This is a genomic window from Marinobacter sp. MBR-99, assembly GCF_040547575.1.
In the GTDB taxonomy this organism is placed as follows: Bacteria; Pseudomonadota; Gammaproteobacteria; order Pseudomonadales; family Oleiphilaceae; genus Marinobacter.
In genome coordinates this window covers 1-1,197 of the sequence record NZ_JBEPPY010000058.1, presented here as the reverse complement: position 1 = coordinate 1,197, position 1,197 = coordinate 1, and the positions used below count along the sequence as shown (strand labels likewise).

At 49.1% G+C, this 1,197-nt stretch carries 1 protein-coding gene; it reads right to left on the bottom strand.

What is annotated here, in order from left to right; genetic code table 11:
• Window positions 1-420: 420 nt before the first annotated feature.
• Complete coding sequence (locus ABIE59_RS19965; RefSeq protein ID WP_354449548.1) at window positions 421-1,080, bottom strand: hypothetical protein; 660 nt, start codon at window positions 1,078-1,080, stop codon at window positions 421-423.
• Window positions 1,081-1,197: the final 117 nt, after the last annotated feature.

Here is a 1,197-nt window from a genome sequence, read left to right as displayed (position 1 = left end):
GGTACGCTTTTGGCGTCCGGTTGACCGCCTGGTTAATGGCCGTTCACCACCGTGGTTGAGTCTGGAATCAAAGGCCGCATGCCCTCTCCCGGACAGCTTGCACCAACTCGACAGATGGAGAAAGGAACCAGAACGCAAACGCTACCCGCCCGATTACCATTTGAGACGGACGGCCCCACAACTGGGGCACGCCATAAATACCAACACCGCTGACCGCTTTGGCAACCAAACCAGACAGCGAATTTTCCGGCCTTGGCGATCACCAGAGTGAGCGGGCTTACAACCAATCCCGGTGCCAAGGCCTTTGCACCGCAACTGCTAAAAACTCACGAATGCCGGGCCAATAACGCCTGTGCTCAGCGGCCGATTTGGAGGCGCAGCGCGGCGGAAAAGCGGTCCGCTGTAGCCCCTGGTTATGCATCACGACACCCTAACTATCTCCGATAACAAGATGTCCAGTGAACTTCTAGCCTCTACTTGCTGCTCTACAGGCGCAACTTCTTTCTCTCGTATCTGCGTATGTAGGTACGAATCGGTGACCTTTCGCATTTGGTCATTCAGGGCGCGCATCGCTTCCTTGAAAGACTTTGTGCCCGAATAATTATTTGCCACTTCCGAGAAGTTTTTACATCCAAAAACGGGTGGAATATGATCGATGACAGCTCTGATGAGGCAACCTACCGAATAGTACATTTTGTTTTCGTAAGCACTATTAAGCTCTTCCAATAAAATAACCAGTTTGCTGTAATCGAACCGACCTACCAATTTCCTTATCTGAGCTATGCGGATTTCAGAAACGTATTTCTCACCATTGCCCTCAAATTTTTTTGCTTGGTTAATAGCTTGATTTAAGACGCCAATGGCTCTGTTCATATTCGTATTGGAGTCAACATGGTTACCTAGGCGGTGAGTTACCCCAGCTGCAGTTACCGCCTGTGAAAACTCTCTCTTAAAAACCTCATCAAATGAGAGCAAAGGCAGGACAGCATCGGACCACTCCTCGAATTCGAGTAAAGATGAAAAGGGCGCTGGCTCCGCTCTCTTCTTCTTAAAACTCTCTAATTGTTCAAGCAGACTCATACTGTCTTTGTCCTACCCTGCATAACGAGGCTGTAGAAAAACCCAATTTTGAGCTCTGCCTACCGCCTGATTTTTGTAATTTTTGTCGCGGCCATCACTGACCGATGATTCCGATTC